General features: G+C 63.5%; 24 protein-coding genes and 1 tRNA gene. 10 read left to right on the top strand and 15 right to left on the bottom strand.

Features of this window, described 5'->3' with window-relative positions; genetic code table 11:
• Positions 1 to 33 precede the first annotated feature (33 nt).
• The 4 genes from L981_RS25740 to argH form a co-directional block, all read right to left on the bottom strand.
• Positions 34 to 2694: a TIGR02302 family protein gene (locus L981_RS25740; protein WP_043623064.1), complete on the bottom strand. Its 2661-nt coding sequence runs from the start codon at positions 2692 to 2694 to the stop codon at positions 34 to 36.
• Positions 2695 to 2900: 206 nt separating this feature from the next.
• Positions 2901 to 4169, bottom strand: coding sequence for a diaminopimelate decarboxylase (gene lysA, locus L981_RS25735; protein WP_043623146.1), 1269 nt, complete (start codon positions 4167 to 4169; stop codon positions 2901 to 2903).
• Between the two features lie 72 nt (positions 4170 to 4241).
• Positions 4242 to 4436, bottom strand: coding sequence for a lipoprotein (locus L981_RS25730; protein WP_034806616.1), 195 nt, complete (start codon positions 4434 to 4436; stop codon positions 4242 to 4244).
• A 117-nt stretch (positions 4437 to 4553) separates the two neighbouring features.
• The gene (gene argH, locus L981_RS25725; protein ID WP_043623061.1) at positions 4554 to 5957 is read right to left on the bottom strand and encodes an argininosuccinate lyase; all 1404 of its coding nucleotides are present in this window, start codon (positions 5955 to 5957) and stop codon (positions 4554 to 4556) included.
• 26 nt (positions 5958 to 5983) lie between these two features.
• On the opposite strand from argH, the gene L981_RS25720 reads away from it, so the two are divergent.
• On the top strand, positions 5984 to 6655 hold the full coding sequence (locus L981_RS25720) for a TlpA disulfide reductase family protein (RefSeq protein ID WP_043623058.1): 672 nt from the start codon (positions 5984 to 5986) through the stop codon (positions 6653 to 6655).
• Positions 6656 to 6724: 69 nt separating this feature from the next.
• Here L981_RS25720 and L981_RS25715 read toward each other — a convergent pair whose 3' ends face one another.
• From L981_RS25715 to L981_RS25685, 7 genes are all read right to left on the bottom strand, one after another.
• The gene (locus L981_RS25715) at positions 6725 to 7597 is read right to left on the bottom strand and encodes a 3-hydroxybutyryl-CoA dehydrogenase (protein WP_034806743.1); all 873 of its coding nucleotides are present in this window, start codon (positions 7595 to 7597) and stop codon (positions 6725 to 6727) included.
• A gap of 151 nt (positions 7598 to 7748) precedes the next feature.
• On the bottom strand, positions 7749 to 8678 hold the full coding sequence (locus L981_RS25710) for an electron transfer flavoprotein subunit alpha/FixB family protein (RefSeq protein WP_043623055.1): 930 nt from the start codon (positions 8676 to 8678) through the stop codon (positions 7749 to 7751).
• Positions 8679 to 8701: 23 nt separating this feature from the next.
• Complete coding sequence (locus tag L981_RS25705) at positions 8702 to 9451, bottom strand: electron transfer flavoprotein subunit beta/FixA family protein (protein WP_043623052.1); 750 nt, start codon at positions 9449 to 9451, stop codon at positions 8702 to 8704.
• A gap of 285 nt (positions 9452 to 9736) precedes the next feature.
• Complete coding sequence (locus L981_RS25700; protein ID WP_043623049.1) at positions 9737 to 10534, bottom strand: rhomboid family intramembrane serine protease; 798 nt, start codon at positions 10532 to 10534, stop codon at positions 9737 to 9739.
• 75 nt (positions 10535 to 10609) lie between these two features.
• Positions 10610 to 11188, bottom strand: coding sequence for a cob(I)yrinic acid a,c-diamide adenosyltransferase (locus L981_RS25695; RefSeq protein WP_043623046.1), 579 nt, complete (start codon positions 11186 to 11188; stop codon positions 10610 to 10612).
• A gap of 66 nt (positions 11189 to 11254) precedes the next feature.
• Entirely contained in the window at positions 11255 to 11458 is a 204-nt protein-coding gene (locus L981_RS25690) for a twin transmembrane helix small protein (protein WP_043623043.1), read from the bottom strand.
• A gap of 25 nt (positions 11459 to 11483) precedes the next feature.
• Positions 11484 to 12317 (bottom strand): SDR family oxidoreductase, encoded by an 834-nt coding sequence (locus tag L981_RS25685; protein ID WP_043623041.1) that lies wholly within the window; start codon positions 12315 to 12317, stop codon positions 11484 to 11486.
• A 181-nt stretch (positions 12318 to 12498) separates the two neighbouring features.
• Between L981_RS25685 and L981_RS25680 the strand changes: the two genes are divergently transcribed.
• Positions 12499 to 13407: a YihY/virulence factor BrkB family protein gene (locus L981_RS25680; RefSeq protein ID WP_043623038.1), complete on the top strand. Its 909-nt coding sequence runs from the start codon at positions 12499 to 12501 to the stop codon at positions 13405 to 13407.
• Here L981_RS25680 and gluQRS read toward each other — a convergent pair.
• On the bottom strand, positions 13396 to 14277 hold the full coding sequence (gene gluQRS, locus L981_RS25675) for a tRNA glutamyl-Q(34) synthetase GluQRS (protein ID WP_043623036.1): 882 nt from the start codon (positions 14275 to 14277) through the stop codon (positions 13396 to 13398). The two genes, L981_RS25680 and gluQRS, sit on opposite strands and share 12 nt — an antisense overlap.
• Before the next feature lie 54 nt (positions 14278 to 14331).
• On the opposite strand from gluQRS, the gene L981_RS25670 reads away from it, so the two are divergent.
• Positions 14332 to 14979 carry a DNA-3-methyladenine glycosylase gene (locus tag L981_RS25670; RefSeq protein ID WP_043623033.1) on the top strand — a complete coding sequence of 216 codons (648 nt, stop codon included), beginning with the start codon at positions 14332 to 14334 and terminating at the stop codon, positions 14977 to 14979.
• A 107-nt stretch (positions 14980 to 15086) separates the two neighbouring features.
• Positions 15087 to 15644, top strand: coding sequence for an HNH endonuclease (locus L981_RS25665; protein WP_043623031.1), 558 nt, complete (start codon positions 15087 to 15089; stop codon positions 15642 to 15644).
• A 123-nt stretch (positions 15645 to 15767) separates the two neighbouring features.
• Here the strand turns inward: L981_RS25665 and L981_RS25660 are convergent, their stop codons facing one another.
• Complete coding sequence (locus tag L981_RS25660) at positions 15768 to 16280, bottom strand: disulfide bond formation protein B (RefSeq protein WP_043623028.1); 513 nt, start codon at positions 16278 to 16280, stop codon at positions 15768 to 15770.
• A 212-nt stretch (positions 16281 to 16492) separates the two neighbouring features.
• Between L981_RS25660 and L981_RS25655 the strand changes: the two genes are divergently transcribed.
• The 5 genes from L981_RS25655 to L981_RS25635 all read left to right on the top strand — a co-directional run bounded on the left by L981_RS25655 (position 16493) and on the right by L981_RS25635 (position 19920).
• Positions 16493 to 16577: transfer RNA gene (locus L981_RS25655), tRNA-Leu, on the top strand.
• A 191-nt stretch (positions 16578 to 16768) separates the two neighbouring features.
• A complete protein-coding gene (locus tag L981_RS25650) occupies positions 16769 to 17212 on the top strand; it encodes a CopD family protein (protein WP_052202017.1) in 444 nt (147 codons plus the stop codon).
• A gap of 8 nt (positions 17213 to 17220) precedes the next feature.
• Positions 17221 to 17529: a DUF3817 domain-containing protein gene (locus tag L981_RS25645; RefSeq protein ID WP_043623026.1), complete on the top strand. Its 309-nt coding sequence runs from the start codon at positions 17221 to 17223 to the stop codon at positions 17527 to 17529.
• Between the two features lie 4 nt (positions 17530 to 17533).
• Positions 17534 to 18121, top strand: a complete 588-nt coding sequence (locus tag L981_RS25640) for a TetR/AcrR family transcriptional regulator (RefSeq protein WP_043623022.1) — start codon at positions 17534 to 17536, stop codon at positions 18119 to 18121.
• 137 nt (positions 18122 to 18258) lie between these two features.
• Positions 18259 to 19920 (top strand): AMP-binding protein, encoded by a 1662-nt coding sequence (locus tag L981_RS25635; RefSeq protein WP_043623020.1) that lies wholly within the window; start codon positions 18259 to 18261, stop codon positions 19918 to 19920.
• Positions 19921 to 20000: 80 nt separating this feature from the next.
• Here the strand turns inward: L981_RS25635 and L981_RS25630 are convergent, their stop codons facing one another.
• Both L981_RS25630 and L981_RS25625 read right to left on the bottom strand, forming a co-directional pair.
• Positions 20001 to 21275: a GNAT family N-acetyltransferase gene (locus tag L981_RS25630; protein WP_043623017.1), complete on the bottom strand. Its 1275-nt coding sequence runs from the start codon at positions 21273 to 21275 to the stop codon at positions 20001 to 20003.
• Positions 21272 to 22663 carry a lipopolysaccharide biosynthesis protein gene (locus tag L981_RS25625; RefSeq protein ID WP_052202016.1) on the bottom strand — a complete coding sequence of 464 codons (1392 nt, stop codon included), beginning with the start codon at positions 22661 to 22663 and terminating at the stop codon, positions 21272 to 21274. Before L981_RS25625 ends, L981_RS25630 begins: the two co-directional genes overlap by 4 nt.
• A 127-nt stretch (positions 22664 to 22790) precedes the next feature.
• On the opposite strand from L981_RS25625, the gene L981_RS25620 reads away from it, so the two are divergent.
• The gene (locus L981_RS25620) at positions 22791 to 23024 is read left to right on the top strand and encodes a hypothetical protein (RefSeq protein ID WP_043623014.1); all 234 of its coding nucleotides are present in this window, start codon (positions 22791 to 22793) and stop codon (positions 23022 to 23024) included.
• Positions 23025 to 23106: the final 82 nt, after the last annotated feature.

Below are 23106 nucleotides of genomic sequence, written 5' to 3'. Positions count from 1 at the left end.
GGGCAAGCGGCCGAAACCGGGCGAATTCTCGGCTCAGCGCATGTCGAGCAGGCGTTCGAGGTACTGCCGCTCCTGCTCCGGCGACAGGCTGTCGCCGAGCCTGCGGCGAATCTCATCGAGGATTTGTCGGGCGCGCTGGGAATCGATCTCGTCTGGAACCTTGACCTGGTCGCCGAAATTCGGACCGAGATTCTGTTGTCGCCGTCCCAGGGGATCGCGGCCGTTTTGACCGTATTGCGGCACGCCCATGCCAGGGCCGCCCTGACCTTGGCCCTGCATCTGGTTCATCATGTCCTGGGCGCCCTGGCGCAGCGCCTGTAGCGCGCGGCCCTGATTGCCAACGGCCTGTTCACCCTGGCCCTTGCCGAGCGCGCCGGAAGCGCCGTCCATTTCGCGCTTGGCTTCACCAAAGCCCTTGCCGGGCTTGATGCCCATGCTTTCCAGGCCCTTGTTCAGCTCGCCGAGCTGCTTTCCAAGCGCGTCCTGCTGCTCTTTCAGTTGCTTCAGCGCGTCCTTCAGTTGTTCGGCCGTCATGTCGTCGAGCGGATTGGGCTGACCGTTCGGATCGCCCTGCTGCCCCGGGTCCTGCGGCATTTCCTGACCGAAGAGCTCGTTGTCCTCGCCCTGCAGCGGGTCGCCGCGCTGCATCCGGTCGCGCAGGGCCTGATCGAACTTGAAGGTCTCGTCCATCAGTTGCTGCTGCTGCTGCATCAGCTTGCCGAGCTTGTCCATCTGCTGGCGCATGGCGTCGTTCTGCTCGCCCATCTGCTGCTGTCCGCGGCCAGCCTGCAGGTTGTTCATCATGCGCTGCAGTTCCGAGAGCATCTGCTGTGCCTGATCGCGCGCACCCGACCGTGCCAGGTTCTCGATCTGGTTCATCATCTTCTCGAGGTCCTGCTGGCGCAGGATGTTGTTCGGGTCGAGCTTGCCGGTCATGCGTGGATTTTTCATCGCCTGCTCGGCGAGCGCCTGCATGTATTGCTGCATCGCCTGGCGCAGTTCCTGCATCAGCTTGGCGATCTCCTGGTCCGAAGCGTTGCGCTCCAGCGCATCCGACAGCGCCTGCTGGGCTTCGCGCAGACGGCGCTCGGCGAGCGACAGGTCGCCATCCTCGATCCCGAGCGCGATTTCCCACAGGTATCCGGCGGCATCGCGCAACATGTCGTCGTTATAGGCGAGCGCCATGCGGGTGCGCGCCGATTTCAACAGCAGGAAGTGGGTGAGGTTCGGGATCCAGTCCTCGGCAAGCGAGGTGACGGCATCGTTGAGATCGATGGCGCGCGGCAGGTCGTTGGCGTTGAGCGCGAAGACCTGACGCTGCTCGGCGACGGCGCCGGCGAGCGGCTGCGAGAACTGGCGGGCAGGCAGGATCATCTCGTGCGGCGGGCTGCGGCCTTCCTGTCCGGCAGCATCCCGGGCGACGAGCGTCACCTCTACCCGCTTGCCGGCAAGCGGATGCTCGCTGAGGTTCCGGCTGGTCGTGCCCTTTGCCTCGCGCGCATTGCGGCGGGGCAGATCGAGCCGGTATTCCGGCAGCGGATAGAGCGCGCGGGCGCCTTCTTCCGGTTCGTCGAGCGGCTTGATCTCCGCCCAGGCCTGGGCGATGCCGTAGTCGTCGTTGGCCGTGAACGTGATTTCGAGCGCTGCGTTGACGGTCGGATGAGGGATCCCGTCAAAGGCGATCTGAGGCACGCCGTCCGGGGTGATCTTGAACGCCCAGCGCTGGCTGCCGACCATGAGTTCGCCGTCCTTGACGACCTTGTAGACGTGGTTGCGGACGGCGGTCGCGTTGCGTGCCGGCTCGGTTGCAACGACTTCGGCGACCTTCGGCCCGGCCTTGCCCACTTGCGGCTCGGCCTGTTTTTGCTCGGCCTTCTCGCCGGCCACCGGAATGACGATCGGTTCGCTCGCACCGGTTTCCGCGTAGCGTACGGACGCGTCTGCGCCGGCGCCGGTGATCCTGACGGTGATATCGCTGAACTGCGGAATGGTGATCGCCCCGGCGTCCTCATTCACGGCCGCGGCGGCTTCGGGCTTGCCCGTCAGGAAGATCGGCGCCCGCCCGGTATAGGGCGGCGGCGTCACCCAGGCATCGACGCGGATATTGGCAGCCTCGATTGACGTCTGCGGCAGCCGGAAGGCATCGCTCAGCAGTCCGGCGCGATTGGAATAGGAATAGGCAAAGGCGACGCAGGCGAGAAGCACCGGCACGGCCCTGAGCGCGAAGGGATCGTGGCTGGCGATATCGGGCCGCGGCAGGCCGGTATCGAGCGCGCCGATCATCCGCGCCATGCGCGCCTGGTGTTCGCGCCAGAGCGCCTCACCCAGGGGATTGTCGGTCGCGGGGCGATCGTCCTGGACGCGGATGGCCTGATGCGGCAAGGCGTTGCGCTCTTCGAGCATGCGATCGGCATCGGCGTTCGCGGGCAGGCGGACCCGGCTGAGCGGGACGAGGGAGGCAAGGAAGGCTAGGGCGAAAGCAAAGAGAGCCGCCGCATGCAGCCAGAAAGGCGCTGCGCGAAAGAAACCGAGCCAGGCGAAGGCAAGAAACAGAAGGGCGACGGAGCCCGGCAGAAGGATGCGCGGAAGGACCTGCTCGGCGACCAGCACGGCGCGCGCCAGCCATCTCTTCAGCGCCAGAGTTCTCGAAAACGGCTTCGGTTGTGGCGTTTCATCCTGCCGGAATTGCGTCATCCGCCCAAGTTTCCTTTCGGTCGCCCATCAACGCTTGTGGCTGACCCAATATAGTGAGGCTACGGCCGCGCTCAAAAAAGCACGCAGCTTCGCCTATCCCGCTTGCGTTCAGGATACCATCGTTTGTGGCGAAGACGAGGGCGCAAACACAATCGTGATCGTCCGCACGGCCGATCCACAGACTGTCGTGTCTGCGGCAGGACGGCTCAGTCGAGCCAGTCCGGCACCGAATCAAGACCGATCAGCGCATCATAGTCCTGGCGCGGACGGATGACGTGGAAACGGTCGCCCTTGACCAGAACTTCGGGGATCAGCAGGCGGGAATTGTAGGTGCTGGCCTGCACGGCGCCGTAGGCACCGGCCGAGCTGATGGCGAAGAGATCGCCGGGCTTCGGCATCGCCATCTCGCGGTCGAGCGCCAGATAGTCGCCGGTTTCGCAGACCGGGCCCACGACGTCGGCGCGGATGCGCGGCGCGTTGGCGGCGGAAATGCGGACCGGGCGGATCTCGTGATAGGCCTCATAGAGGGTCGGGCGGATGAGATCGTTCATCGCACCGTCGACGATGACGAACGTCTTGTCGCCGCCGTCCTTCACATAGATGACTTCGGTCACCAGAATGCCGGCATTGCCGACGATCAGCCGGCCCGGCTCGGTGACGATCTTGCAACCGAGTGACTGCAGCTGGCTCTTGACGATTTCCGCATAGGCGTCCGGCAGCGGCGGCGGATTGTTGTCGTCCTTGTAGGGAATGCCGAGGCCGCCGCCGATGTCGACGTGATCGATCGAATGGCCATCGGAGCGCAGCGTATCGACCAGTTCGCGCAGCAGCTTGAAAGCGGCGTCGAAAGGCTGCAGCTCGGTGATCTGGCTGCCGATATGCATGTCGATGCCGGTCACCTGAATGCCGGGCAGGGTTGCGGCATGGGCGTAGACGGCGCGGGCGCGCTCCCACGAAATGCCGAACTTGTTTTCCTTCTTGCCGGTCGAGATCTTCGCATGCGTGCCAGCATCCACATCCGGATTGATGCGGAAGGAGACATGGGCGCGCTTGCCGGCGCGAACGGCGCGCTGGTTGAGCACTTCGAGTTCCGGCTCGGACTCGACGTTGAAGCAGTAGATGCCGGCTTCCAGTGCGAGGTCCATTTCCAGCGGCGTCTTGCCGACGCCGGAGAACATGATGCGGCTTGCCGGGATGCCGGCTGCAAGCGCGCGGCGCAGTTCACCGCCCGAGACGACGTCGACGCCGGCGCCGAGGCGGCCGAGCGTCTTCAGCACGGCCTGGTTCGAGTTGGCCTTCATCGCATAGCAGACCATCGCATCCACATCGGCAAAAGCCTTGGAGAACACCGTGTAGTGGCGCTCGAGCGTGGCGGTCGAGTAGCAATAGAAGGGCGTGCCGACGGCGCGGGCGATATCGGTCACCGGCACATCTTCGGCGTAGAGAATTCCGTCGCGGTACTGAAAATGGTTCACGTCAGGCAGCTCGGCTTTGAGCAATTCCAGGAAAGTGCGAAGCGGCTTCCGTTCGGAATTGCATAATTTCTACTAGAGGAGGGGATCGAGCAGGAACGAACGCTCGTCCGCTTTTTCCTTCTGCTCGACAGTTCCTGCCGGCGCCTTGGTGTTGATCGGCGCGGTCGAGCCGGGGCGATCGAGGTCGCCTTTGCGTCCGCAACCGACAAGAACCAGCCCGGGGATCGCCAGCAGAAGTGCAAGCCGGGCCGCCTTCGTGAATGTCATCGTGATTTTCCTTCGCGGGAACTGATGCAGGTGCGATGTCTTACCGATTTTTCAGGCACTTGTGCACCCTGTTTCTGCGGGCGAGGAACCGCCCGCAGCGGGCTTGGCGCGGATGCCTTAGTTGCGGGCGCGCCACCAGGCGATCTGCTTGCGGACCTCGTTCGGCGCGGTGCCGCCAAAGGAGGTCCGGCTGGCCACGGAGGCTTCGACCGTCAGGACATCGAAGACCTTGTCGGTGATGTCGGCATGGATGGACTGCAGGTCGGCAAGCGAAAGATCCGCGAGATCGCAGCTCTTCTGTTCGGCAAGCGCCACGGCGCGGCCGGTGACATGGTGGGCGTCGCGGAAGGGGAGGCCCGCTTCACGCACCAGCCAGTCGGCAAGGTCGGTCGCGGTCGAATAGCCGGACCCGGCGGCCGCCTTCATGCGGTCGGTGCGGATGGTCACGTCACGCACCATGCCGGTCATGGCGGCGATCGCCAGTTCGAGGCTTTCGGCAGCGTCGAAGACCTGTTCCTTGTCTTCCTGCATGTCCTTGGAATAGGCGAGCGGCAGGCCCTTCATGACCGTGAGCAGCGCGACCAACGAGCCGTTGATGCGGCCGGTCTTGGCGCGCACCAGTTCGGCTGCATCCGGGTTCTTCTTCTGCGGCATGATCGAGGAACCGGTCGAAAACGCATCCGAGAGGCGGATGAAGCCAAACTGCGGCGTCGACCAGATGACGATCTCTTCGGCAAGGCGCGACAGGTGCGTGGCGGTGATCGAGGCCATCGACAGGAATTCGAGCGCGAAGTCGCGGTCAGATACCGTGTCGATCGAGTTGCGGGTCGGGCCGGCAAAGCCGAGCGCCTTGGCGGTCATGTGCCGGTCGATCGGGAAGCCGGTGCCGGCAAGGGCTGCGGCGCCGATCGGGCTTTCGTCCATGTGCTCGATGGCGTGGCGCACGCGCGAGCGGTCGCGGCCGAACATCTCGACATAGGCCATGCAATGATGGCCGAAGGTAACGGGCTGTGCGGTCTGCAGGTGGGTGAAGCCGGGCATGACGGTATCGGCATGTTCCTCGGCGCGGTCGAGGAAGGCGGCGATCAGCGCCGTCAGCGCCTTCTCGGTCCGCTGCAGCTCTTCCTTGACCCAGAGGCGGAAGTCGAGCGCCACCTGGTCGTTGCGCGAGCGGGCGGTGTGCAGGCGGCCGGCCGCCGGACCGATGAGGGTCGCGAGCCGGGCTTCGATGTTCATGTGGATGTCTTCGAGGCGGCGCGAAAACTCGAACGCACCGCTTTCGATCTCTGACAGGATCGTGTTCAGGCCGTGAACGATCTTGTCTTTGTCCTCAGTCGAAATGATGCCTTGATGCGCCAGCATCGTCGCATGCGCTATTGAGCCGCGGATGTCCTGGGCATAGAGCTTCTTGTCGAAGCCGATCGAGGCATTTATTTCCTCCATGATCGCGTCCGGACCCGAGGCAAAGCGACCGCCCCACATCTGGTTGGAGGATTTCGTCTCGGAATTGCCGTCAGTCATGAAGAATGCCCGCCTTGGAGAATGAAATGCCCGACCAGAAGAAATCCCCCCCGGCCGTGAAACTGTTCGCGCTCGCCGCCCTGTTCGGCGTGATCGTCGGTGCGGCAGCGGTATACGTGAAGGAGACCGGGTCTGGCAATGGCGAGACGGCCGAAACGGCTGCAGCCAGCTGCCCGCTGACCTCGGCCAAGGTCGCCGCGCTGACGCCCTTCATGAAGGGGCAGGTCGCCGCGATGTCGCCGGCGTCGGCACCGCGGCCGATCGCGCTCGACTTCAACGGCCCGGACGGCAAGCCGACCAATGTCTCGGCCTTCGCCGGCAAGACGCTGCTCGTCAATCTCTGGGCCACCTGGTGTGTGCCCTGCCGCGAAGAAATGCCGGCCTTGAACGCCCTGCAGAAGTCGCTCGGCAGCGACAAGTTCGAAGTGGTGGCGATCAACATCGATGTCGGCGACGACGAGAAGCCGAAGGCTTTCCTCGACGAGACCGCCGTACACGCGCTTGGCTATTACCGCGACGCTTCCATGGGCGTGTTCAACAACATGAAGAAGGAAGGCCTGGCCTTCGGCCTGCCGGCGACCCTGCTGCTCGACGACAAGGGCTGCCTGATCGGCTCGATGAACGGCCCGGCCGCCTGGGACAGCGACGATGCCAAGGCGCTGATCAGCGCTGCGCTTGCCCCGGCTGCGGGAAGCTGAACGGGACAGGATTTGAGCAAAGAAAAACCCGGCGGATCGCCGGGTTTTCCTTGTCAGATGCTGACCGAATTAGCGGGTGGGAACCGGCACTTCGCCGCGATAGTCGTAGAAGCCGCGCCCGGACTTGCGGCCGAGCCAGCCGGCTTCGACATATTTTACCAGCAGCGGGCAGGGGCGGTACTTCGAGTCTGCGAGGCCGTCATAGAGCACCTGCATGATCGACAGGCAGGTATCGAGGCCGATGAAGTCGGCAAGCTGGAGCGGGCCCATCGGATGGTTGGCGCCAAGCTTCATGGCGGTGTCGATCGCCTCGACGCTGCCGACGCCTTCGTACAGCGTGTAGATCGCTTCGTTGATCATCGGCAAAAGGATGCGGTTGACGATGAAGGCCGGGAAGTCTTCGGCGACCGTCACGGTCTTGTCGAGCGTCGCGACGAATTCCTTGGCGGTCTTGAAGGTCTGCTCGTCGGTGGCGATGCCGCGCACGAGCTCGACCAGCTTCATGACCGGAACCGGGTTCATGAAGTGGATGCCCATGAAGTGCTCGGGGCGATCGGTGGCGGAGGCGAGGCGGGTGATCGACAGCGACGAGGTATTCGTCGCGAGAATCGCTTCCGGCTTCAGGATCGGACAAACCTGGCCATAGATCTTGCGCTTGATCGTTTCGTCTTCGGTGACGGCTTCGATCACCAGATCAGCCTGCGACAGGTCGTTGATGTCGGAAGAGCCCTTGATCAGGGCAAGTGCCGCCTTGCGGGCCTCGTCGGTCATCTTGCCGGAGGAGACCTGACGGGCAAGGTTGCCGTTGACGGTGGCAAGGCCTGCTTCGATCCGCTCGGCGGCCAGATCATAGATCTGTACCTTGTATCCGGCGATTGCCGAAACATGTGCGATGCCACAGCCCATTTGCCCGGCACCAATAATTCCGACCGTCTTGATCATCGCAGCGAACATCCATCTTCAAAGCTTGGCGGCGAGGCCGCCGTCAGACATGCAAACCGGGCCGGTTTGGCCGGCCCGGTAGATTGTTAATGCCAAGTCCCCGCTTTTGCCAGCCCTTTTCACGGGTGCGGCGGGTGGCATCGATTTGGACTTACAGCGCCTTCTGCAACTCCGGCAGAGCGTCGAAAAGATCAGCAACCAGGCCGTAGTCTGCGACCTGGAAGATCGGCGCCTCTTCGTCCTTGTTGATCGCGACGATGACCTTGCTGTCCTTCATGCCGGCGAGGTGCTGGATGGCACCGGAAATGCCGCAGGCGATGTAGAGATCAGGCGCGACGACCTTGCCGGTCTGGCCGACCTGCCAGTCGTTGGGCGCGTAACCAGCGTCGACCGCAGCGCGCGAAGCGCCGACGGCAGCACCGAGCTTGTCGGCAACCGGCAGGATCACTTCCTGGAACTTCTCGGACGAGCCGAGCGCACGGCCGCCGGAGATGATGATCTTGGCAGAGGTGAGCTCCGGACGATCGGACGACGACAGGGCGTCGGCGACGAAGGAGGAAACGCCGGGGTTGGCGGCAGCCGAAACGCTCTCGATCGCAGCCGAACCGCCCTCAGCGGCCGAGGCGAAGGAGGCGGTGCGCACGGTGATGACGCGCTTGGCTTCCGTCGTCTGCACGGTCTGGATGGCGTTGCCGGCATAGATCGGGCGCTTGAAGGTGTCAGAAGAGACAACTTCGATGATTTCGGAGACCTGGCTGACGTCGAGCAGGGCTGCGACGCGCGGCATGACGTTCTTGCCGACCGAGGTGGCGGCGGCAACGATCGTGTCGTAGTTGCCGGCGAGCGAGACGATCAGGGCCGCGAGCGGCTCTGCGAGATTGTTGGCCAGCGAGGCGTCGTCTGCGACGAGCACCTTGGCAACGCCCGCAAGCTTGGAGGCCTGTTCGGCCGCAGCCTTGGCGCCGGCGCCGGCAACGAGGATGTGCACGTCGCCGCCGATCTTGGAAGCAGCGCTCAGCGCCTTGGCGGTCTGGTCGGAAAGGTGGTTGCTGTCGTGATCAGCCAGAAGAAGAATGGCCATGATGATGTCTCCCTTTCCTGAACTTAAAGTACGCCGGCTTCGGTCTTGAGCTTTTCGACGAGTTCGGCGACCGACTTGACCTTAATGCCAGCCTTGCGGCCCGACGGCTCCTCGGTCTTCAGCACCTTGAGGCGGGCTGACGTGTCGACGCCGAAGTCGGCAGGCGACTTCTTGTCGAGCGGCTTCTTCTTCGCCTTCATGATGTTCGGCAGCGATGCGTAGCGCGGCTCGTTCAAGCGCAGGTCGGTGGTGACGACCGCCGGCAGCTTGATGTCGATGGTCTGCAGACCGCCGTCGACTTCGCGCGTCACGGTCGCCTTGCCGTCGCCGATCTCGACCTTGGAGGCAAAGGTGCCCTGGGCCCAGCCCAAGAGAGCCGACAGCATCTGGCCGGTCTGGTTGCTGTCATCATCAATCGCCTGCTTGCCGACGATGATCAGGCCCGGCTGTTCGGCGTCTGCAACGCCCTTGACGATCTTGGCAACGGCGAGCGGTTCGACCTGGTCTTCGGTCTCAACCAGGATGGCGCGGTCGGCGCCCATGGCGAGCGCGGTGCGCAGCGTCTCTTCGGCCTTGGCCGGACCGACGGATACGACGACGACTTCCTCAGCCTTGCCGGCTTCCTTCAGCCGCAGCGCTTCTTCGACCGAGATTTCGTCGAAGGGGTTCATCGACATCTTCACGTTCGCAAGTTCGACGCCCGAACCGTCTGCCTTCACGCGGATCTTGACGTTGTAGTCAACGACCCGCTTCACCGTCACAAGTATTTTCATGGATTCTTCCCTCCAAGAGCTTTCGCAGGAAAATGCGCCTTAACGGAGCCGCCTGATTGTCGGTTGGCGACATCGATACGCGTTTTTTCTCCAATTACAATCGCTGTGCATGACGCTAAATCGATATAATCCCGAGAATTGGAATTACGTTTACGTACACGTAAGAATAGTCGATGGCAAGTGGCTCGAGGCCTGATGCAGCCCTGTTCCGGGAGGGCCGGGCAGCGTCCAGGCAAGCCATTGAAATAATGGATCATCCTCGTTGAAGGCTGGCGATTGCCGGTGTCAGGATCCGGTCTGGCGTCCCCAGGGAACGGGCGGTCTTGTCGCATCTGGCGAGGGCGGTTGGCTTGCGGTGACCGGTTCGGCCTTGTGCCGGACGGCGCGGGGGGTGACGATCGTGCGGTCGAACAGCGGCACATCGCGGCGTCGCAAAATGACCACCAGAACCAACCCCGCGATGATGCCGCCGACATGGGCGCTCCAGGAAACGCCACTGCCGGGATCGACGACCAGCATGAAGAACTGCTGGCCGATCCAGAAGGCGAGCGGGATGACGGCGGGCAGCGGCAGCGGGATGCGGAAAAACACCAGCACCCAGACGCGCACCTTCGGGTGCAGGAGGAAATAGGCGGCAACAATGCCGGAGATCGCCCCCGATGCTCCGATCAGCGGGGCCTCGGAGGCCGGGTCGAGCAGCCCATGCGCCAGTGCGCCTGCAGCGGCGCAGAGCAGGTAGAAGACGAGGTAGCGGAAGTGCCCGAGGGCATCCTCGACATTGTCGCCGAACACCCAGAGGAACAGCATGTTCATGGCGAGATGCATGAAATCGCCATGCAGGAAGGAATAGGTGACGAAAGTGAAGCCGTCGGGGACGACGACCAGCGAGGGATCAAGCTGGGCGTAGTCGAAGATGAGCGCCGGGATATAGCCGAAGCCGAGCAGTGCTGCATTGGCGAACTGCTCGGAGGCAATCGGACCGGTGATCAGCCAGACGACGACGTTGATCACGATCAGGCTGATCGTGACGTACTGGACCTTGATGTGCTTCAGGGTGTTCGTATCGTGAAGCGGAATGAACATGCGGTCTCCCGAAGCACAGGTTACGGCCCGTTTCTCCCGCCGAATCTCGATCGGGCGACGATGCGCAAGCGGACGTTATCTGTTTTTCCCGGGAATCCAAAGAACGTCGGCTTGACCTTTGTCATTTGCAAAGCGGGCCGCGACGAACAGGAAATCCGACAGGCGGTTGATATAGGCGATGGCTTCCGTGCTGACGATTTCGCCTTCGATCTGGGCAAGCGCCACCACCTGGCGTTCCGCACGGCGTGCGACCGTGCGGGCGACATGGAGGGCTGCAGAGGCGGGGCTGCCGGCCGGAAGCACGAAGGAGCGCAAGGGATCGAGCTCGGCATTCAGCCGGTCGATCTCGGTTTCGAGCCAGGTCACCTGTGCTGCGACGATGCGCAGCGGTTCGTATTGCGGCGGCTCGCCGGTGTCGGGTGTCGCGAGATCCGCGCCGAGATCGAAGAGATCGTTCTGGATCCGCATCAGCGCGGCATCGAGGTCGACGTTGCCGGCCGTATGCTGCCGCGCCAGGCCGACAAAGGCGTTGGTTTCGTCCACTGCGCCATAGGCATCGACGCGCAGGTCGCTTTTCAGACGGCGCGGCCCGGAGACGAGCCCGGTGGTGCCGTTGTCACCCGTCCGGGTGTAAATCTTGTTGAGCTTCACCATGGGTGGACGCAGTCCTCTCGCGCAATATCAGGAACGGTGTGGAACGGCTGTCCGTTCAAGATTGCGTCAGGTCGGGCGGCCGCCGCCGGTGATCCAGAGCGTGAGCATGATCAGGGCGATCGCGATCGCCTGCAGCAGAACGCGCGCCTGCATCAGCTTGTTGGACGTGTTGCCACTGCCGCCCTTTGCCATGTTCACGAGGCCGCGGATCAAGACGATCACGACCAGGCCCATGACGAACAGGGTCAGGCCGGTAAAGAAGCTGGACATCGAACTCTTCCTTGCAATTCTTGCGTCAGCCAAGTCGGCCGATGATGCGATAAAACAGTGCCGCCGGCAGAAGCTTCTTCAGAAGCGCGCCCTGTCTGGCGGGCCTTGTTACAATATAGTGCGGTTTCGGTTTCTTTGCTGTCAGCGCGTGCTTCAAAACCGCATAAACCGCCTCCGGGCCAAGCTTTCCGGCCGCGGGTTTGCTCTCGCCTTTCAGGCGTCGCATCTGCCGTTCGTATTCGACGCGATGCACCGAATTCTTGAGGTCGATGAAGCGCTCGATATAGGTGACGGCATTGGCGGTGAATTTCGAGGTGATCGGCCCGGGCTCGATCAGGCTCACCTCGATACCGCTGCCGGCCAGTTCCATCTTGAGGGTCAGCGACAGGCCCTCGATCGCAAACTTGGAGGCGTTGTAGGCGCCGCGCCAGCGATAGGGCACGATGCCGAGGATGGAGGAGCACTGCACGATGCGGCCGCTGCCGCGCGCCCGCATCGCCGGGATCACCCGCCGCGTCAGGTCGTGCCAGCCAATCACGTTGGTTTCGAGCTGGAGCCTCAGCGCCTCGGTCGGCAGATCCTCGACCGCACCCGCCTGGCCATAGGCGCCGTTGTTGAACAGCGCATCGATGCGCCCGCCGGAAAGGGCCAGCACCGTATCGGCCAGGGCAGCGATACTCTCCGGCTTGGTATAGTCCATCAGAAAGGTCTCGATGCCCTCGCTTTCAAGCGATTGCCGGTCCTCTTCCCGCCGCACGGTCGCAAAGACCCGCCAGCCGTCGGCGTGAAGTGCGCGTACGCAATGGGCGCCGATTCCGGAGGAGCATCCGGTGACAATGATTGTGGGGCGATCCGTCATCCGGTCGAATCCTGTAGAAATCCTGCCTCGGTTTCCCATATTCATCGGCGGGATACAATTGAATTGCGCAAGCCGGAACCCGCCAGCGTTGTCGCCGTTGGGGTCATGCGAAGCCAAGGAAACGGCGCCGAGACGGACGTACTGATCGGGTAGTCCCGGCGCCTCGTAGGATTGGAATGGAATGCCAGCGTTTATACGCATCACCTGGAAAGTCGTTTTCGATGCGCTCTGGCACTTCAGCCTCGACGACGGTTGGGCGATGGCGAGCCATGTGGCGCTGTCGTCGCTGCTCGCCGTGTTTCCCTTCCTGATTTTCGGCACGGCGCTCGGCAGCTTTCTCGGGGCCGACCAATTTGCCGAAACGGCGGTGCATCTGATTTTCGATGCCTGGCCGGAATCGATCGCCAAGCCCATCGCCGACGAAATCGTGCGGGTGCTGACCATCCCGCGCGGCGGGCTCTTGACCGTTTCGGTGCTGGCCGCCGCCTATTTCGCCTCCAACGGCGTCGAGGCGCTGCGCGTCTCGCTCAACCGCGCCTATCGCGTCACCGAGAGCCGCTACTGGTACGTCACCCGGCTTGCGAGCCTGGGTTTCGTGCTGGCCGGCGTCCTGATTCTGGCCGCACTCAGCATCCTGCTCGTCGCCGTGCCGTTGGCGGTGCGGTATGCCGGACAGTGGCTCCCCTGGCTTGCTGATGTGCTTGCGACTGTCGACAATTGGAGCTTGCCGCTCGCACTCGTCGTGCTGACCACCGGTCTGCTGGTGTCGCATCTCTGGCTGCCGGACGGCCACCGCAAGGTGATCGACGTGCTGCCGGGCATCGTGCTGACGCTTGTCTGCTGGACGATCGGCGCCTATGCCTTTGCTTCCTACCTCGCGACCTTCGCCACCTATGTCTCGACCTATGCAGGTCTGGCGTCGATCATGATCGTGCTGGTGTTTCTCTACATGATCGCAGCGATCTTCATCATCGGCGCCGAGATCAATGCCGCGATCCTCAAATACAGGGTCAAGCGCATGGTGCGGCGCAGCTTCCAGCTGCGCAATGGTGGGGATACCGCTCGCGAGGAGCAGGACCTAGCCGATTAGCGCACGGACGTCTTCAGGCGTGCGGCCGGCAGCACGGAAGGCTGCGATGCCGGTATCCTGGTTGCTCTTCGACAGCTTGCGCCCGTCTGGGCCAAGGAGCAGCCGATGATGGTGATAGAGCGGCTCCGGCAGATCGAGAAGCCGCTGCAGCAGCCGGTGAACGGATGTCGCGTGATAGAGGTCGCGGCCGCGCACCACATGGGTGATGCCCTGCAGCGCGTCGTCGACGACGACGGAGAGATGATAGCTCGACGGCGCATCGGAGCGCGACAGGATCACGTCGCCCCAGGCGCCGGGATCGGCGATGATCGTGCCGGTCTGGCCTTCGGGGCCGCTGCCGCTTTCGCTCCAGGTCAGGCGGGTATCTCCGATGAGGGCGACGGCCTTTTCCATGTCGAGCCGCCACGCATAGGCCTTGCCGCTCGACAGCAGGCCGGCGCGGTCGCGAGCCTTAAGCTCACGTTCGCGACCCGGGTAGACTGGGCTTCCGTCCGGATCGCGCGGCCAGGGCCCGCCTCCTTCTTCGGCGGCGGCGACCGCCGTCTTGATCTCGCCGCGCGTCATGTTTGCGGGATAGACGACGCCGAGCGCATCGAGCCGCGCCAATGCCGACGCATAGGCGTCGAGATGCTCCGACTGGCGGCGCGCCGGGCGCTCCCAGTCGAGGCCCAGCCAGGCGAGGTCTTCGAAGATCGCCGCCTCGAATTCGGGGCGGCAGCGGGTCCGGTCGATATCCTCGATGCGCAGCAGGAACCGTCCGTTTGCGGCCTTCGCCATGTCGTGGTTCAGGACCGCGGAAAGCGCGTGGCCGAGATGAAGCAGGCCATTGGGGCTGGGGGCAAAGCGGAAAACGGGTGGCGTGTCAGGCATGCTTTCCCTTTGCCATGGAAGGGGTATAAAAATCATCCGCTTTGTGGAGGCGTCATGCGGATCATCCGGACACATGAGGACATCGAGGCCGGGCTTTCGGGCCTGGTGATGCTCGATGCGCGCCTCGGGCACGTCGTTGCCAGAGCCGGCCCCGTGCCGCTCCGGCGCACCGATCCCGGCTATCGTGGCCTTGCCAGCATCATCGTCTCGCAAATGGTCTCGAAGGCCAGTGCGGCCGCGATCTGGCGGCGCATGGAGGAGAAGCTCGGCGAGGTGACGGCCGCGGGCGTCAATTCGCTGAGCGACGAGGATTGCCGGGCGATCGGGCTGTCGCGGGCGAAGGCAGAGGCGCTGAGGCGCGTGGCCGAAGTGGTCGTCGGTGGTCAGATCGATCTCGACGCGATCTGCAACATCGACGGATCGGAGGCGATCCGGGAGTTGACGGCGATCAAGGGGGTGGGGCGCTGGACGGCTGAAGTCTATCTGCTCTTCTGCGCCGGCCACCCGGATGTCTTTCCCTCCGGCGACGTCGCGCTGCAAAACGCGATCGGCCACGGACTGGGCCTCGAACTGCGCCCGAGCGCACGCGAAATTGATTCGCTCGCCGCTTCCTGGTCGCCCTGGCGCAGCGTCGCGGCACGCCTCTTCTGGGCCTATTACTCACAGGAAATGCGTCGTGATGCTGTTCCTGTGACACCTTGAAGGAAAAAGCGAATCCAGCGCACGCATTTTTGTTTCCGGCTTCACAATCCTGTTGCAACGGGCCTAATATAGAAGGTGCAGATGCCGAATCGATCAGGAGAATACGCTTGACGATTGCAGTCTCACCACAGGCCTTGCCGGCGCTCGTCTTGAACGCTGACTATAGGCCGCTGAGTTACTACCCCTTGTCGCTTTGGTCCTGGCAGGACGCGATCAAGGCCGTCTTCCTTGACCGTGTAAATATCCTTGCCGAGTACGAACATTCGGTGTCGTCTCCGAGTTTCTCGATGCGACTGCCGAGCGTTGTTTGCCTCAAGAGCTACGTGCAGCCCTCACGCCACCCGGCCTTCACCCGGTTCAACGTGTTCCTGCGCGACAAATTCGAATGCCAGTATTGCGGTTCGCCCGACGATCTCACCTTCGATCACGTGGTGCCCCGCGCTCACGGCGGCCAGACGACCTGGGACAATGTCGTCGCAGCCTGCTCGCCCTGCAATCTGCGCAAGGGCAGCAAGCTGCCGAAGCAGGCCGGCATGTTCCCGCACCAGCGGCCCTATCAGCCGACGGTTCAGGATCTGCACAACAACGGCCGGCTCTTCCCGCCGAACCATCTGCATGAAAGCTGGATGGACTATCTCTACTGGGACGTCGAACTGCAGCCCTGACGCTGTTCGTGCCTTCTTGCCGGATCAGGCCGCAAAAGCGGGGTCAGGACAGGTGCGTGCGCTCGCGAAACTTTGTCGGGGCGGTCACGACACATCGTGCCTGTTTCCCAAGAGCGATCTGGGTCAGCGCGCCTTTGCCGCACCGCGCAGGGCGATCGCTGCGAGGATAAGGCTGGCGATCACGTTCCATCCGGCAAAGGAGAGCCCGAGCACCCGCAAGGAGGCTTCGGTGCAGGACGGGCCATGCTTGGAATCGAGGTCGCCGAGCAGGTCGCCGACATTGGACGAAATCCCTTGTGCGGTCGTGGCGCAGGTCGACGGGCCTTCCCAGAAACCCCACTCCGCGCCCGAATGGTAGACGCCCATCCCGGCGCCGACCAGCATCAGGATGCCGACGATGAGAAGCAGCGTGCGTGTCGTCCACGCCGGCAGTTTGAACACGCTCGTGGCGATTGCCAGAACGCCGACCGGGATGCCGTAGTAGTAGGGATCGCGCTGCAACAGGCAGAGCGCGCAGGGGATATAGCCGCCGACATGCTCGAAGCCGAGCGCCCCGCCGACTGTCGCCGCCATGCCGAGCGTTACGATAACGGCGATCAGCAGATGCTGGCGGGATTGGGTGGCGGCGTCGATCATCTATACCTCGCGGGCGGCAGCTCGAAACCGACGCATGCCGCAGTGCAAACTGGATGGCGCCTTCTTAGGCAGGATCGCACGCGCTGTAAATCGCGGCGGCTGCGACCGGCCCGCACGCTTTCGTGATTGTTGGTCGTGCATCCTGAAAATGATGGTTGACCACGGCGAAATCCTTCGTGTAAATCCGAGCCGCTGATATCGCACTTCCCTGAGCCCCATTGGCGGAATTGGTAGACGCGCTCGACTCAAAATCGAGTTCCGAAAGGAGTGCTGGTTCGACCCCGGCATGGGGCACCACCAGACTGCAACCCATCCAACATTCTCTTGCATCAAGGCAACGACGTCCGTTTCGACGGACTGTGCGGCATTGAGATCTTTCATGTCTGCCGACGTCGTCTCACGGACGCGCTCCGCTGCCGATTTGTCGCAGTGACTCTTGAACCCATTTCGGCAACAAACAGAATGATCTTTTTGTTTTGGATTTGCCGATGATGGATCTGCTCTTTCCCTACTACCTCTGGATCAAGGCGGCGCATGTCGTCTCGGTCGTCATCTGGCTCGGCGGGCAAGCCCTTCTCGTCGCGCAGCTCGCCAGCCAACGGCAGGCGCTTGCTGAAGGCGGCGGTGCCGAAACCTTGGGGGTGATCGGACAGCGTGGCCTGCGCGCCGTGATCAATCCGGCGATGCTCGCGACGCTTTTGTTGGGCGCCACCCTGTTTTTCCTGCGGGGGCCGGAGCTGCTCGGCGAGCCCTGGTTTCAAGTCAAGCTTGCCTGCGTCCTGGCGATGACAGGCCTGCACGGCGCGATCGCCGCAACGGTGTCTTCCCTTCGCCGCCCAGACCGGCGGGTGTCGGCCGGTCGCATCCGCATGCTGCAAGCTGCCGGCCTGGCACTGACCGTCACCATCATTTCCATCGCCATCATCAAGTGAGCCTGACCATGTCCGAGCCCGAAACCCGAAATCCTATCTCCCGCCTGCTGCGCTTTGCGGCGATCGCCGAGGGAACGACTTTGCTCCTGCTCGTTTGCGTCGGGGTGCCGCTGAAGCACGGCTTCGGCTTTGCCGAGGTCACACGCTGGCTCGGCCCTTTGCATGGCATGGCCTTCCTCATCTACGTCTGGGCCGTCATCAATGAGCTGGCGCTGCGTGATCAGCCACGCGGTTGGGCGATCAAGGCGATGCTGTTCAGCTTCCTGCCGGGCGGGACCTTCTGGTTCTTCCGTCGCTCGGTTGTATCCGGGAGATAGGATCGTGGGCTACGACAAGGGACTTCGTACACGGGAGGAAATCCTTCAGGCCGCTGGACGGCTGGTTTTCGTTCGCGGCTATGCAGCGTCCTCGTTTTCGGAGATCACGGCTGCCCTCGGCGTCTCGCTCGGCAAGATCACCCACCACTTTCCAAACAAGGCCGCCCTGTTCGAAGCGCTGTTCGAACAGGTGGTGATGCATTTCCGCACCGAGACTTTGCCGATCTTCGAAGACCCGGAACTCTCGCCGTCGCAGCGGATCGAGCGGGTGTTTTTCCGGATTGAGACCTTCTACGCCGGACAAGGGGAGATCATCGGTTGTCCGGTTGGACAGACGATGATCGATCCCCTGGCGACGACGGCGGCGATGCGGGACCTTGCGACTGCTGTCCTCAAGGACATGGAAAGGCTGCTCGCACGCAATCTGGAGGAGATGGGTTGGACGCCGGCGCAGGCGGTCGCACGGGCCGCCATCGTTGTGGCGGCCTGGCAGGGGGCGGTGTTTCTGTCCCGAGGCGGTGGCGGGATTGGCGGTTTTCGTCACGTTCTCGGCCATATCCGCGCTCTTCTCGCCGAAGTGCCGCCGACTTGAAACGCAAGGGCGGTGTTCGGCGCTGAAGCGATGACCAGTGTGGCGCACGCTCACGCAGCCGTGTCGTCGCGGTCATTGAACTGTCGCTTGCGAAGGTGTTAGGTGCGCTGCAGCAAGAAAACTGTCATGGCAGCGTCATGTTACCGAGAATAGAGACCTACGACGACCTCTACCGCGCTTTCCGCTGGCAGATCCCGGAAAAGTTCAATATCGGCGTTGCCGTCAGCGACGCCTGGGCTGCGCGGGCGCCGGAGCGGGTTTGTCTCCAGCATTTTGATCCCGGCGGTGCGCATCGGTCGCTCACCTATGGTGCATTCGCGCGGCAATCCTCTGCCTTCGCCAAGGGGCTTGCGGGGGAGGCTGTCGTGCCCGGCGAGCGGGTCGCGATCCTGCTGCCGCAGGGGTTCGAAACGGCGATCGCCCATGCGGCGATCTACAAGCACGGTGCCATCGCTCTGCCGCTGGCGCTGCTCTTCGGCGTCGAGGCGCTCGAGTACCGGCTGCGCGATGCCGGCGTGGCAGCTGTCGTCACCAACAGCTTCGGTTATGAACGCATTGCGGCGATCCGTGAACGGCTGCCTGATTTGCGGCTTGTGGTGCTGGCGGAGGATCAGCCGCAGGCGGGCACGATCGCCTTCTCGGACTTGGCGTCGGGTGATCCTTCGGGCTTTGTTGCGGCCGATACCGGGCCCGACGATCCGGCCTTGATGATCTATACGTCAGGCACGACAGGGCCGCCGAAGGGGGCACTGCACGGGCACCGGGTGCTGCTCGGCCATCTGCCGGGCTTCGAGTTTCACCATCACTTCCTGCCGCAGCCGGGTGACCGCATGTGGACGCCGGCCGACTGGGCCTGGGCGGGAGGGCTGCTCAACGCGCTGTTGCCGTCGCTGCTGCATGGCGTCCCGGTCGTGTCGTCGCCGGCCCAAAAATTCGATCCGCATACGGCCTTTCGCATCCTGGAAGAAATGGACGTGCGCAACGCCTTCATTCCGCCGACGGCGCTTCGACTGATGAAGGCGGTCGAGAACCCGCGCGAGCGCTATCGGCTTAATCTGAGAACCATCGGCTCGGCCGGTGAATCCCTTGGTCGCGAAACCTATGAGTGGGCAAAGGCCGCGCTCGGGATCGAGGTCAGCGAGTTCTATGGCCAGACCGAGTGCAACATCGTCATCTCGTCGGCTGCCGATCTTGGCGTCGTCAAGCCGGGCTCAATGGGCAAGGCAGCGCCCGGTCACCGCGTGGCGATCATCGACGGCGAGGGGCGCGAGTTGCCGGCCGGCAGCGTCGGACAGGTGGCGGTGAAACGGCCGGACCCGGTGATGTTCCTCGGCTATTGGGGCAACGAGGCGGCGACCGAGAAGAAATTCATCGGCGACTGGATGACGACCGGCGATCAGGGCGTGATGGACGAGGAGGGCTACTTCACCTTCTTTGGCCGTGACGACGACGTCATCACCTCGTCGGGCTATCGCATCGGTCCCGGCGAGATCGAGGATTGCCTGGCCGGCCATCCGGACGTCCAGCTCGCAGCCGCGGTCGGAAAACCGGATCCGGTGAGGACCGAGATCGTCAAGGCCTATGTGGTGCTGAGACCCGGCGTCGTCGGCGACGATCGTGTTGCGAGCTCCATCCGTGAATGGGTGAAGACCCGGCTGTCGATGCATGAATATCCGCGCGAGATCGCCTTCGTCGACAGCCTGCCGCTGACGACGTCGGGCAAGGTGATCCGCCGGTTCCTGCGTGAACAGGCGGCGGCGGAAGCGCACGAGGCGATCGAGATTTCCGAAGCCTCGTAGCCCCCGCGGGCGCCGCGCGATTGAACCCATTGGCTGGACGGGAAAGCGGGCGGAAACCGCGTGCAGTTTCTTGTCCCGCTCTAGCGCCCGGCCAGCGCCTTGATCTTGTCGCGCAGGATCCGCGCCATGTTGCGGGTGTTGCGATAGAGATGGAGCTGGGCTGCCACCTGGCGCACTTCGCGGTCTCGGGTCTGCTGCAGGCCGATCACCATGGTTCCCATGTCTTCGCGCTCCTGCCAGAAGCGGCTCATGATCGGGTGGTCCGGTACCGCGCAGGAATCGGAGCGCGAGATGTTGGCGTCGTCGAGATGCCATTCCGTCAGTTCGGCGAGAAGCAGCTTGCCCGGCGAGAACCTGGCATAGCGCTCGTCATAGGCGGTCTTCCAGGTGTAGGCCTCGCCCGACATCAGGAAGACGACCATCGAGGCGATCGCCTTGCCGTCGAGATCGAGCGTGTGGATGCGCACGCTGTCGCCGTCCGCCAGATTGGTGATCGCCTCGCGGGCAAAGGCGGCGCGGAAACGGTCGAGCACCATGGCGCTGCGCGCCTTGCCCTTCCAGCCGGAGGCTTCCAGCGCCAGGAATTCCTCCATGCGCAAGCGGACGTCGGCAGGCTGGCGGGCGACCGAATAGACGAGCTCGCCCTCTTTTTCGAGATTGTTCCACTGCCGCCGCAGCTCGCGGAAATGCGCCGGGCTGATTGCCTGGCGCAGATAGGTCGGGCCGTCGAGCAGGCTTTCAAGCATCGGCCGGCTGAAAGTGTCGGTCACCGTCAGAGGCAGGTTGCGGCCGATGGCGACGGCGCGGGTGAGGCGGGCAACCTTGCCGTTCAGCCGCATGTCGGGCAGCACCAGGATCGAGGGCAGCCCGGTTGCCGGTGCGGCAAAGGCTTCGAACAGGTTGTCGATTGTCTCGGCCGCATCCTCGGCGTCGAGCAGTGGCACGCCCAGCGGTCCGAACGGGTTCGACCAGGCGCGGATGATCGGTGCGCCGATCGAAAAGCCGGGTTTTTCGATCGAGAACGGCATCAGGAAGCGCAGACGGCTGCGGCGTTCGTCGTTGTCGCGCATGATTGCAAGCCGGATGACGCGCTCTTCCAGGCGCGGCATGGCCGGCGCGAGGAAGCGTCCGGTGAAGAAGACGTTCGGCTCCAGCGCCCGGTTCGACAGGAAGTCGAGCTCGCGCTGCAACTCGTAGCCGGCCCTTGCCGGATAGATGGCAAGATGGCGTCCGGGGCGACCGACCTCGATCAGCTGCTCTGCGGTCGGCCCGCTGTCGCCGGCCTGCGCCAGGCCGCCGAGAACCCGTGCGGCCCGGCTGTTTGCATCGCTCGGAAGATTGGTATTGCCGATCATGGATGGACAGCCCCGTTGTTATCATTGCCGGCCCGTGCTCTTGCGAAGGCGAAGAGCGCGAAGCCGAAGGTACGCCGGACGGCGATGTGCAGCAGCATCGCCTCTACGAACATAGCACCGGCGGTTGCAAAAGCAGCACCGTTCAGTCCGAAAAGAGGGATGAGGCTGAGGTTGAGTGCGATGTTGACCACCAGCGCGCCAGCGTAGAGGATCACGCACAGCGTCTGTTGGCCGGCCATCGTCAGCAGCGTTTCGGCCGGGCCGACGAAAGCCTTGGCGAGGATGCCCGCAAAAAGCACCATCATCAGCGGCAGTCCGGTGACGAAGGCCGGCCCGAAAAGCGACAGCAGGAACGGCCCCGCCAGAAGCACCAAAGCGCCGACCAGAAGCGACGGCCAGAAGGCCCAACGGGCGCTTTCGATCGCGATGCCGGGGATCTGGCCGGGATCGCGCGCCATCGCGTTGGAGACGCGCGGGCCTGCGGCTGCCTTGACCGCGAACATGACGAAATGCACCAGCGCCATCGTCTTGGCAGCGGCGAAATAGATCGCGACGTCGTCCGGCTCAAGGTAGAGGCCGACGATCACCACATCGGAATTGGTGAGAAGGAACCCGAAGCCATCGACCAGGAAGACCGGGATCGAGACCTTGAGCCAGCGGCGAAGCTCGACGCGTCGCGGTCCTGGAACATAGCGCGAGCGAAGGCGATAGGTGAGCGCGAGAAACTGCGAGACGCTGGTGACATAGGCCGCGGCCATGGCTGCCATCATGGCCGTTTGCGCCGTATGCGGCGCCCCGGCGGTGACGGCGAGCACCATGAAAACGAGCACCAGCAGCGGCCGGATGATGAAGGTGGGGCTCATGGCGGCAATCGGCCAGCCATGGGCGCGCGCGGTGCCATCCATGACGTCGCCGAGCGAAATCATCGGCAGGGTAAAGAGCCCGAGATAGAGGGGCACGAGGTAGTAGGCCTCGATGTGCCCGGAAAAGAACCAGAAACCGGCAAGGCCGAGGACCGCGACCGTGGTGGCGGAGGAAAGTGCGAAGATGCGCACCGTCGTCGTGACGCCTCGGATCTCGTCCATGGCGGCCGATGCCTGGTACTCCGGCAGGAAGCGGATGACCACGGAGTGGAAGCCGACGCAGGAGAGGCTGCCGAACAGGATGACCAGCACCCAGACGAAGACGAAGATGCCGTATTCGAACTCGCCCATCAGCCGCGCAAGGATGATCTGCGACAGGAAGGCGATGGCGGCGCTGACGATACGAACCGCGAAGGCGACGAGCGCCATGCGGCGCGCGGCGTTCTTCGCGTCCGAACCGGTGAGGATCGGGAGAAGTCCGGCGAATATTGCGGACAGGCGGTGTCTCAGTGCCGACGGCAGCATTCGTCCGGCCGTTTGACATACCGCCATGAACACGAGAACACCCTGAGATTACGCAATACAGGGTTTCAGTACTGCCAGAACAGCGTTAACAAAGGGTGCAGCGCGGTTGTAAGGAATGGGGGCAACCATGCCGATTGAGGACATCGAGCGGCAACGGATGATGCAGGCGAAATCGATCGGCCCGCGCATGGTCGGCTATCTCCAGGAGATCGGCATCGAGCGGTTGGACGACCTCAAAACGGCGGATGCGCAAGACCTCGCACTCCGCATCAACGCCACGCTAGGCCGCCGCCACATCAACCGCACCGGCATTCGCGCACTCGAAAGCCTGATTGCCCACGCCAGGTCGTCCGATCTCTAGCAAGCAGGCCCCGCGAAACGAAAATGCCGCCCGGAGGCGGCATTTCTGAAGGGCAGGGGGTACAGACAGCACCCGCTTTCCA

Origin of the sequence: Ensifer sp. ZNC0028 (assembly GCF_000799055.1) — a bacterium.
Classification (GTDB): Bacteria; Pseudomonadota; Alphaproteobacteria; order Rhizobiales; family Rhizobiaceae; genus Ensifer.
The sequence above is the reverse complement of the archived record's forward strand: the minus strand, read 5'-3'. Positions and strand labels throughout refer to the sequence as shown.

Bases quoted from the DNA above. Each gene is read 5' to 3' on its own strand.
- L981_RS25720 (WP_043623058.1), top strand. From the start codon at position 5,984: ATGCCCGACCAGAAGAAATCCCCCCCGGCCGTGAAACTGTTCGCGCTC.
- L981_RS25695 (WP_043623046.1), bottom strand. From the start codon at position 11,188: ATGGTGAAGCTCAACAAGATTTACACCCGGACGGGTGACAACGGCACC.
- L981_RS25625 (WP_052202016.1), bottom strand. From the start codon at position 22,663: ATGCTGCCGTCGGCACTGAGACACCGCCTGTCCGCAATATTCGCCGGA.
- L981_RS25620 (WP_043623014.1), top strand. From the start codon at position 22,791: ATGCCGATTGAGGACATCGAGCGGCAACGGATGATGCAGGCGAAATCG.
- L981_RS25645 (WP_043623026.1), top strand. From the start codon at position 17,221: ATGTCCGAGCCCGAAACCCGAAATCCTATCTCCCGCCTGCTGCGCTTT.
- gluQRS (WP_043623036.1), bottom strand. From the start codon at position 14,277: ATGCCTGACACGCCACCCGTTTTCCGCTTTGCCCCCAGCCCCAATGGC.
- L981_RS25680 (WP_043623038.1), top strand. From the start codon at position 12,499: ATGCCAGCGTTTATACGCATCACCTGGAAAGTCGTTTTCGATGCGCTC.
- L981_RS25690 (WP_043623043.1), bottom strand. From the start codon at position 11,458: ATGTCCAGCTTCTTTACCGGCCTGACCCTGTTCGTCATGGGCCTGGTC.
- L981_RS25740 (WP_043623064.1), bottom strand. From the start codon at position 2,694: ATGACGCAATTCCGGCAGGATGAAACGCCACAACCGAAGCCGTTTTCG.
- L981_RS25660 (WP_043623028.1), bottom strand. From the start codon at position 16,280: ATGATCGACGCCGCCACCCAATCCCGCCAGCATCTGCTGATCGCCGTT.
- argH (WP_043623061.1), bottom strand. From the start codon at position 5,957: ATGACTGACGGCAATTCCGAGACGAAATCCTCCAACCAGATGTGGGGC.
- L981_RS25700 (WP_043623049.1), bottom strand. From the start codon at position 10,534: ATGTTCATTCCGCTTCACGATACGAACACCCTGAAGCACATCAAGGTC.
- L981_RS25685 (WP_043623041.1), bottom strand. From the start codon at position 12,317: ATGACGGATCGCCCCACAATCATTGTCACCGGATGCTCCTCCGGAATC.
- L981_RS25705 (WP_043623052.1), bottom strand. From the start codon at position 9,451: ATGAAAATACTTGTGACGGTGAAGCGGGTCGTTGACTACAACGTCAAG.
- L981_RS25730 (WP_034806616.1), bottom strand. From the start codon at position 4,436: ATGACATTCACGAAGGCGGCCCGGCTTGCACTTCTGCTGGCGATCCCC.
- L981_RS25630 (WP_043623017.1), bottom strand. From the start codon at position 21,275: ATGATCGGCAATACCAATCTTCCGAGCGATGCAAACAGCCGGGCCGCA.
- L981_RS25715 (WP_034806743.1), bottom strand. From the start codon at position 7,597: ATGATCAAGACGGTCGGAATTATTGGTGCCGGGCAAATGGGCTGTGGC.
- L981_RS25635 (WP_043623020.1), top strand. From the start codon at position 18,259: ATGTTACCGAGAATAGAGACCTACGACGACCTCTACCGCGCTTTCCGC.
- L981_RS25710 (WP_043623055.1), bottom strand. From the start codon at position 8,678: ATGGCCATTCTTCTTCTGGCTGATCACGACAGCAACCACCTTTCCGAC.
- L981_RS25650 (WP_052202017.1), top strand. From the start codon at position 16,769: ATGATGGATCTGCTCTTTCCCTACTACCTCTGGATCAAGGCGGCGCAT.
- L981_RS25670 (WP_043623033.1), top strand. From the start codon at position 14,332: ATGCGGATCATCCGGACACATGAGGACATCGAGGCCGGGCTTTCGGGC.